Genomic DNA, 7,092 nt, shown 5'->3' with positions numbered 1-7,092 from the left:
GGGGTGTCGTCCGGGACGGGCTTCGATGTTCGGCGCCCTGTCCGGGGTTGTTCCGTCGGGCGGGAGCGTGCGCCGAATTCATCTCGTTTTAGTCCCGGCCAACACCCCACCCCGTCCCCGACCCCGACCGGCACATCCAGTCCCGGCCGGGCACACATTCAGCCCCGCCCGGCAAACTCCAACCGCGCCGGGCAAACTCCAGCCCCGCCGGGCAAACTCCGGCCCCGCCGGGCACAATCCAACCTCGCCGGGCACAATCCAGCCTCGCCGGCGTTTGAGGCGCGGGGTACGGGGCGGAGCCCCGGTCTTTGAGCCGCACCTGCGCAGTCTCGCCGGGCAAACTCCAGCCCCTCCGGCGTTTGAGGAGCGGGGTCCGGGGCGGAGCCCCGGGGTTCGGAGGGCCGCCGAGCGGTCAGGGGCGGGGCTTGGTCCAGGGCCAGCGGAGCTTCGGCTTCAGGCCCGTCGGGACGTGGCGGTACTTCCAGCCCTTCTGGAGCCCCAGCCGCTTCGAGTAGCCCGACGGGACACGTTCGTAGAGGAGCACCGTCGGGGGGCCGCCGTCCGGGGACGGGACCGGGATCTCGTACCACTTCGGGGGGTGGCCGGTCGGGCCGAGGAGGATCGGGAGGACCCGGCCGTCCATCGGGCCGCCCTCGAAGGGGGTGGGTTGGCTCTTCACCCCACCAGTGTCACAGCAGGTGGGCCGCCTCGGAGACCACCGGGATCACGCGCCGGGCCAGGACCCCGACCGGGCCGTCCGCCGGTTCCAGGGCGAGGGCGGAGCGGGCGGCGGCCGCGGTTTGCGGGTCCGTCGCAGCGGTGGCGGTCAGCAGCGCGATGAACTGGTCCACCAGCCAGTCCCGGAGGAAGTCGACCTCCGGCTGCTTGCCCTCGTCGATCCAGATGAGGGAGGCCGCCTCGACGGCGGTGATCCACGTACGGACCATCATGCGCAGCCGGGGGCCCGGTTCGGGGACCCCCAGGTGGACGAGGATCTGCGCGGCCGCGGCCCGGCGGATGCCGTCCACGGTCGCCGTCGTACGGGAGGTTTCGACGACGCTGCCGCCCTGCAGGAGGGCGGAGAAGCCGGCGTCGTGCTCGTCGACGAAGGCCAGGTAGCGGTCCAGGGCCCGGGTCAGGCGCTGGGTCAGGGGGCCCTGCTGCGGTTCGGCGAAGCACTGTTCGAGGAGGTCGGCCGCCGAGCGCAGGGCGGCCTCGTAGAGCTGCTGCTTACCGCCCGGGAAGTAGCGGTAGACGAGGGGGCGCGAAACCCCGGCGGCCTCGGCGACGTCGTCGAGGGAGACCTCCTCCGGCGCCCGGTGCGCGAACAGCGACAGGGCGGCGTCGAGGAGTTGGGCTCGGCGCTCCTCGACGCTCAGTCTGCGGTAGGCGCGTACGGTCGTCATGTCCGCAGGGTAGACGACCGCCTTACGCGAGGAGGCCCGAGCTCTTCCACAGCCTGCGGCCGACACCGCGCATCACGCCGATGTCGTCGAGGAAGTCGGTGAGCCGCTTGGCGCCGGTCTGCATGACCTCGCGCCGGTGCCCGCTCGCCTTGACCTGGGCCACGGCTTCGCGCCGGTCCAGGCCGATGTTCTCGTAGACGGCCGGGTTGACGAAGGCGAGCGAGAAGACGCGGGCGGCCTCGCCGCAGCTGACGCGGGTGAGTTCCTGCTCCCAGCGCGGGGCGGTGAGCATCTGGCGGCGCAGTTCCTCGCGGGCGTACCGGACGTGGCGGGCCTCCTCGATGACGTGGATGCGGGTCACGCCGCGGACGAGGGGCTGGACGCGCTCGTCCGGGAAGGTCAGGCGCTGCATCCAGTCGAGGATCTCCTCGCCGAGGAGGGTGCAGGCGAAGGAGCCGGGGGTGGTGGAGACCGTCTTGAGGATGCGGGCGAGGTTGTGGTTGACGCGGGAGACCGGGTAGGCGGGGGCGCCGGCCTTCTGGATCATGCGGGCGAACATCATGGAGTGGCGGCACTCGTCGGCGATCTCGGTGAGCGCGTAGCGGACGTGGTTGCTGGTCAGGGACTTGTCGTAGATGTGCCGGACCAGCAGCTGCATGAGGATGATCTCGAACCAGATGCCGAGCGAGCCGAGCGCCGCCGCCTCGTGGCGGGAGAGGTCGATGCGCTGCTCCTCCCCCATCTTCTTCCAGAGCGGGGTGTCGTAGAGGGAGAGCAGTTCCGGCGGCCAGTAGTACTTGCCCTCGATCACCGGGGCGTCCCAGTCGAGTTCCTTGTCGGGGTCGAAGGAGTGCTTGGCGGAGGATTCGAGCAGCCGTTCGGCGATCTGCTCGCGGTCCTTGAGCAGGCCGAGTGCGTCCCTCAGCGCGTTTCGATCGGTCGCGGTCGTCATGGCTTGGGATACCTCGCTCGTTGGGTTACCGGCGGTCACTGCTTATGAGACTGCCTGTCAGCAAGGTCGTCAATCCCCCGCGCACGACTTGTTGACCCGGCGTCTACCAACGTGTGACGCTGCCAACTGTCCAGTCCTGTACGCCAGTACGTGAGACGAGGAGGCGTCAGTGTCGACGCACGAGCTCTACACCAAGGACCCGGGCGAGGGCGTCTGGCAGGTTCCGGCCTCCGGCTCCGCGCGCTTCAGCTGGGAGTACGACGGGGGCCGCGAGCGGCTCCTCGCGCTCTACCAGAAGGGCAAGGACAAGCAGTGGGACGGCGCCAAGCGCATCGACTGGGACATCGAGGTGGACCCGTACGATCCGCTCGGCACACCGGACGAGGTGCTGACCCTCTACGGGACGCGGCACTGGGCCAAACTCACCCAGAAGGACAAGGGCGAACTGCGCCGGCACTACAGCGCCTGGCAGTTCAGCCAGTTCCTGCACGGCGAACAGGGCGCGATGGTGTGCGCGGCGCGCATCGTGGAGTCGGTGCCGGACCTCGACGCGAAGTTCTACTCCGCCACCCAGACCATGGACGAGGCCCGGCACGCGGAGATCTTCGGACGCTTCCTGCACGAGAAGGTCGGGATGCTCTACCCGATCAACGACAACCTCCAGGCACTGCTGGGCGACACCCTGCGCGACTCCCGCTGGGACATGCCGTACCTGGGCATGCAGGTGCTCATCGAGGGGCTGGCGCTGGCGGCCTTCGGCATGATCCGCGACACGACGGACAAGCCGCTGCCGAAGCAGATCCTCGCGTACGTGATGCAGGACGAGGCCCGGCACGTGGCCTTCGGGCGGATGGCGCTGCGGGACTACTACAAGCAGCTGACGGACGCCGAGCTGCGCGAGCGCGAGGAGTTCGTGATCGAGGGCTGCTACCTCATGCGGGACCGGCTGCGCGGGGTGGAGGTGCTGGAGAACTTCGGGATCCCGAGGAAGGAGGCGGAGGAGTTCAGCGAGCAGTCGGAGTTCCTGCACCTGTTCCGGAAGCTGTTGTTCAGCCGGATCGTGCCGTGCGTGAAGGACATCGGGCTGTGGGGGGAGCGGCTGCAGAAGGCGTACCTGGAGATGGGCGTCTTCGAGATGGGCGACTCCAATCTGGACCTGCTGATGGCCCAGGACGAGGAGCTGGCGGAGGCGCTGGACCGCGAACGGTTCGCCTCGGAGGAGGCGGAGCGGGTGGAGGAGGTCCAGGCCGCAATCGCGGAGGGCGCGGAGGCGTAGGCCTACCGACCCGGAGCCGGGCCCCTGCGGGGCGCCGCGGGGCGGGGCGGCGCGTTCGGGGCGCCTCGTGCGCCGGTGTTGCACGCCTTCCCGCGCCCCCCGGTCGTCTGCTCGACTGTGCCCCTTCCGACCAGCAGGGGAGCCAGTCATGGGAAACCCCGTCACGGGCCGCACCGTCCGTCGACTTCTCGCGGGCGCGGCCGGCGCCGCCGCCGCGGTCGCCTTCTCGCTCGCCACGGCCCCGCAGGCGGCCGCCTCGGCGGGCGGCTGTACCGCCTCCACCGGGCCCGGCTACGTCTGCGTGAACGTGGACGGATCGGGCCTGCGCGTCAACAAGGGCAACGTCGTGCGCACGAAGCCCGACGGCATCTGCAACTACCGGGCCGCGCTGGTCGCCAAGTACCCCGGCAAGTCCGACACGTACTACTGGGGCAGCTACCACAACGGCTGTGTCTACGGCCGGGCCTACGTGGACGTGACCGTCCAGTGGACGTTCGCGGCCGGGGTCCGGATCTGCGGCTACTTCTACGAGGGTGGAACCCTCCAGCCCGGCCAACCTTGCATCACCGTCCAGCGCTAGCCAGCGCCGCCGTCATCACCGCCCGCGCGATCGGCGCGGCCGCCAGGTTTCCGCTGATGTCGCCGCGGTCCGCCGCCGCGTCCTCGACCACCACCGCCACCGCGACCGCCGGGAGCGGGGCCCCCTCAGCCCGCGCCCAGGAGATGAACCACGCGTACGGGGTCCCCGCGTTGCCGACCCCGTGCTGCGCGGTGCCGGTCTTGCCGCCGACCACCGCGCCCGGGATCGCCGCGTTCTTCCCCGTCCCGTTCTCCACCACCTTCACCATCAGCTCCTGGAGCCGCAGCGCGGTGGCCGGGTTCATGGCCCGCCCCAGGCTGCGCCGGCCGCCGCGGCGGACCGGGGAGCCGTCGTCCTGCGTGGTCCGGTCCACCAGGTAGGGGGACATCAGCTCCCCGCCGTTGGCGACCGCCGCCGCCACCATCGCCATCTGCAACGGCGTGGCCTTGGTGTTGAACTGCCCGATCGAGGACAGCGCCAGCTGGTCCTGGCTCATGTCGGTGTCGAAGTTCGACCGGGACACCCAGGCCGGCACCCGCAGCCCGTCGTCGTTGAACCCGAACCGCCCCGCCGCCGCCACCATCCCGCGCAGCCCGACCCGCACCCCGATCTTCGCCATCACCGTGTTGCAGGACCACTGCACCGCCTCCGCCATCGAGGCGTCCTGGCAGCCCGTGGCCGCGTTCGGCAGCAGGGTGCTGGTGCCGGGCAGCGGGTAGGGGTCGGGGGTCTCGGTCGGCGCGTCCACGTCGGTGACCACGCCCGCGTCGAGGGCCGCCGCCGCCGTCACGATCTTGAAGGTGGAGCCGGGCGGGTAGGTCTCGCGCAGCGCCCGGTTGAGCATCGGCCTGTCGGGGTCCGCGTTCAGCCGCGCCCAGGCCTCCGTGACCCGCGCGCCCGTACCGGAGAGCTCGGAGGGGTCGTAGGAGGGGCTGCTGACCAGCGCGAGGATCTTCCCGGTGGCCGGCTCGACGGCGGCCACCGCACCCCGCTTGCCCGCCAGCCCGGCGTACGCGGCCCGCTGCACGGCCGCCCGGACGGTGGTGGCGGCGTTCCCGCCGGCCGGGCGGCCGCGGGCGAGCTCGTACCAGAGCGGGAAGGCGGAGAGCCCCGGGTCGGTGCCCGACAGGATCCCGTCCTCGGCGCGCTCGATGAAGCTGGTCCCGTACGTCTGGGAGGAGAAGCCGGTGACGGGCGCGTAGAGCGGGCCGTTCGCGTACGTGCGCTCGTAGCGCAGGAGCTGGCCGCTGTCGCGGGAGCCGGTGACGGGCCGGCCGTCGACCAGGATGTCCCCGCGCGGCTCGGCGTACCGCTCGATGGCGGGGCGTTTGTTGGCCGGGTTCGCGCCGTAGGAGGCGGATTCCCAGACCTGCACGCGGGCGATGTTGACGAGCAGGGCGGCGAGGAGGAGCGCGCAGAAGTACGCGCACCAGCGGATGTAGCGGATCACGCGGGTCTCTCCTCCCCACCCGGCCTGGGCCTGCGGGCGCTGTCGCCGAGCCGGACCAGCAGGGCGACGATGACCCAGTTGGTGACGACGGAGGAGCCGCCCTGCGCGAGGAAGGGCATGGCCATGCCGGTGAGCGGGATCAGCCCGGTGACGCCGCCGGCGATGACGAACACCTGGAGCGCGACGATCGAGGCGAGGCCGGTGGCTAGCAGACGGCCGAAGGGGTCGCGCAGCGCGAGCCCGGCGCGGAAGCCGCGGGCGACGAGGAGCCCGTAGAGGAGCAGGATCGCGGCGAGTCCGACGAGGCCGAGCTCCTCGCCGGCGGTGGCGAGGATGAAGTCCGATTTGGCGGCGAAGCCGATGAGGAAGGACTGGCCGTGGCCGAGGCCGGCGCCGAGCAGGCCGCCCGCGCCGAAGGCGAAGAGGGACTGGGCGAGCTGGCCGGGGCCCTCACCGCGGTCGATGGAGGCGAAAGGATTCAGCCAGTCCTCGACGCGGCTGTTCACGTGCGGCTCGAAGGTCCCCACCGCGTACGCGCCCAGCCCGGCCAGCAGCAGGCCGATGGCGGTCCAGCCGATCCGGCCGGTGGCGGTGAACAGCATGATCACGAACAGTCCGAAGAACAGCAGCGAGGTCCCCAGGTCCCGCTCCAGGACCAGCACGCCGACGCTGAGCAGCCAGATCGTGAGGATGGGGCCCAGCACGCGCCCCGGCAGCAGGCGCAGCCTCCAGAACAGCCGGCGCCCGGTGAGCGCGAGGGCGGTGCGGTTCGCGGCGAGGTAGGCGGCGAAGAACACGGCGAGCAGGATCTTGGCGAACTCCCCCGGCTGGAAGGACAGTCCGGCGAAGCGGATCCAGATGTGCGCGCCGTTGACCGCCGGGAAGAACACGGGCACGAGCATCAGGACCAGGGCGGCGGCGACGGAGAGGTAGGCGTAGCGCTGGAGCGCCCGGTGGTCGCGCAGCGCGGTGACGACGAGCACGAAGAGGGCCATCCCGAGCCCGGACCACAGCAGTTGGCTGCCGGCGGTGAGGCGGGCCGGGGTGGTCGCGTCGAGCCGCTGGATGAGGACGAGGCCGAGGCCGTTGAGGAGGACGGCGATCGGCAGCACGAGGGGGTCGGCGTACGGGGCCCGGAGGCGGACGGCGAGGTGCGCGACCAGGGCCGCGAGGGCGAGGCCGGCGGCGTAGTGGGTGGCGGCGGGCGGGACGCGGCCGGTGGTCGCGAGCCCTACGTAGAGGTGGCCGAGGACCGAGATCAGGACGGCGCCGGCCAGGAGGGCCAGCTCGACCCCGCGACGCTTGGGCGCGCGGGCGTCGGGGGGTGGTGGCGGGGCGGGTTCCGCCACCTTCGCCGTCAGAGCGCTCATGGAGGGAAACGTAGCAAGCGAACGGATGGTATGTCCGCTTATGTCATAGTGTGCCGAA

General features: G+C 71.5%; 7 protein-coding genes. 2 read left to right on the top strand and 5 right to left on the bottom strand.

The annotated features are described in order from the left end of the window. Positions 1-412: 412 nt before the first annotated feature. Genes ACFTXQ_RS33840 through ACFTXQ_RS33830 form a run of 3 tightly spaced genes read right to left on the bottom strand, consistent with a single transcriptional unit; the run spans position 413 to position 2,358 of the window. Complete coding sequence (locus ACFTXQ_RS33840; RefSeq protein ID WP_382648632.1) at positions 413-679, bottom strand: hypothetical protein; 267 nt, start codon at positions 677-679, stop codon at positions 413-415. A 10-nt stretch (positions 680-689) separates the two neighbouring features. Further along, positions 690-1,406 (bottom strand): TetR/AcrR family transcriptional regulator, encoded by a 717-nt coding sequence (locus ACFTXQ_RS33835; protein ID WP_382648629.1) that lies wholly within the window; start codon positions 1,404-1,406, stop codon positions 690-692. A gap of 22 nt (positions 1,407-1,428) precedes the next feature. After that, the gene (locus ACFTXQ_RS33830; protein ID WP_382648626.1) at positions 1,429-2,358 is read right to left on the bottom strand and encodes a diiron oxygenase; all 930 of its coding nucleotides are present in this window, start codon (positions 2,356-2,358) and stop codon (positions 1,429-1,431) included. 169 nt (positions 2,359-2,527) lie between these two features. Between ACFTXQ_RS33830 and ACFTXQ_RS33825 the strand changes: the two genes are divergently transcribed. Then, positions 2,528-3,634: a ferritin-like domain-containing protein gene (locus tag ACFTXQ_RS33825; protein WP_382648623.1), complete on the top strand. Its 1,107-nt coding sequence runs from the start codon at positions 2,528-2,530 to the stop codon at positions 3,632-3,634. A 148-nt stretch (positions 3,635-3,782) separates the two neighbouring features. Next, the gene (locus ACFTXQ_RS33820; RefSeq protein WP_382648620.1) at positions 3,783-4,214 is read left to right on the top strand and encodes a hypothetical protein; all 432 of its coding nucleotides are present in this window, start codon (positions 3,783-3,785) and stop codon (positions 4,212-4,214) included. Here the strand turns inward: ACFTXQ_RS33820 and ACFTXQ_RS33815 are convergent. Together ACFTXQ_RS33815 and ACFTXQ_RS33810 are read right to left on the bottom strand one after the other, a co-directional pair. After that, positions 4,198-5,664, bottom strand: coding sequence for a penicillin-binding transpeptidase domain-containing protein (locus ACFTXQ_RS33815; RefSeq protein ID WP_382648617.1), 1,467 nt, complete (start codon positions 5,662-5,664; stop codon positions 4,198-4,200). The genes ACFTXQ_RS33820 and ACFTXQ_RS33815 overlap by 17 nt on opposite strands. Further along, positions 5,661-7,034 (bottom strand): FtsW/RodA/SpoVE family cell cycle protein, encoded by a 1,374-nt coding sequence (locus ACFTXQ_RS33810; protein ID WP_382648614.1) that lies wholly within the window; start codon positions 7,032-7,034, stop codon positions 5,661-5,663. Before ACFTXQ_RS33810 ends, ACFTXQ_RS33815 begins: the two co-directional genes overlap by 4 nt. Between the last annotated feature and the right edge of the window lie 58 nt (positions 7,035-7,092).

The sequence above is a fragment of the Streptomyces sp. NPDC057010 genome (assembly GCF_042673805.1).
In the GTDB taxonomy this organism is placed as follows: domain Bacteria; phylum Actinomycetota; class Actinomycetes; order Streptomycetales; family Streptomycetaceae; genus Streptomyces.
This window is presented reverse-complemented; position numbering and strand designations above follow the sequence as displayed.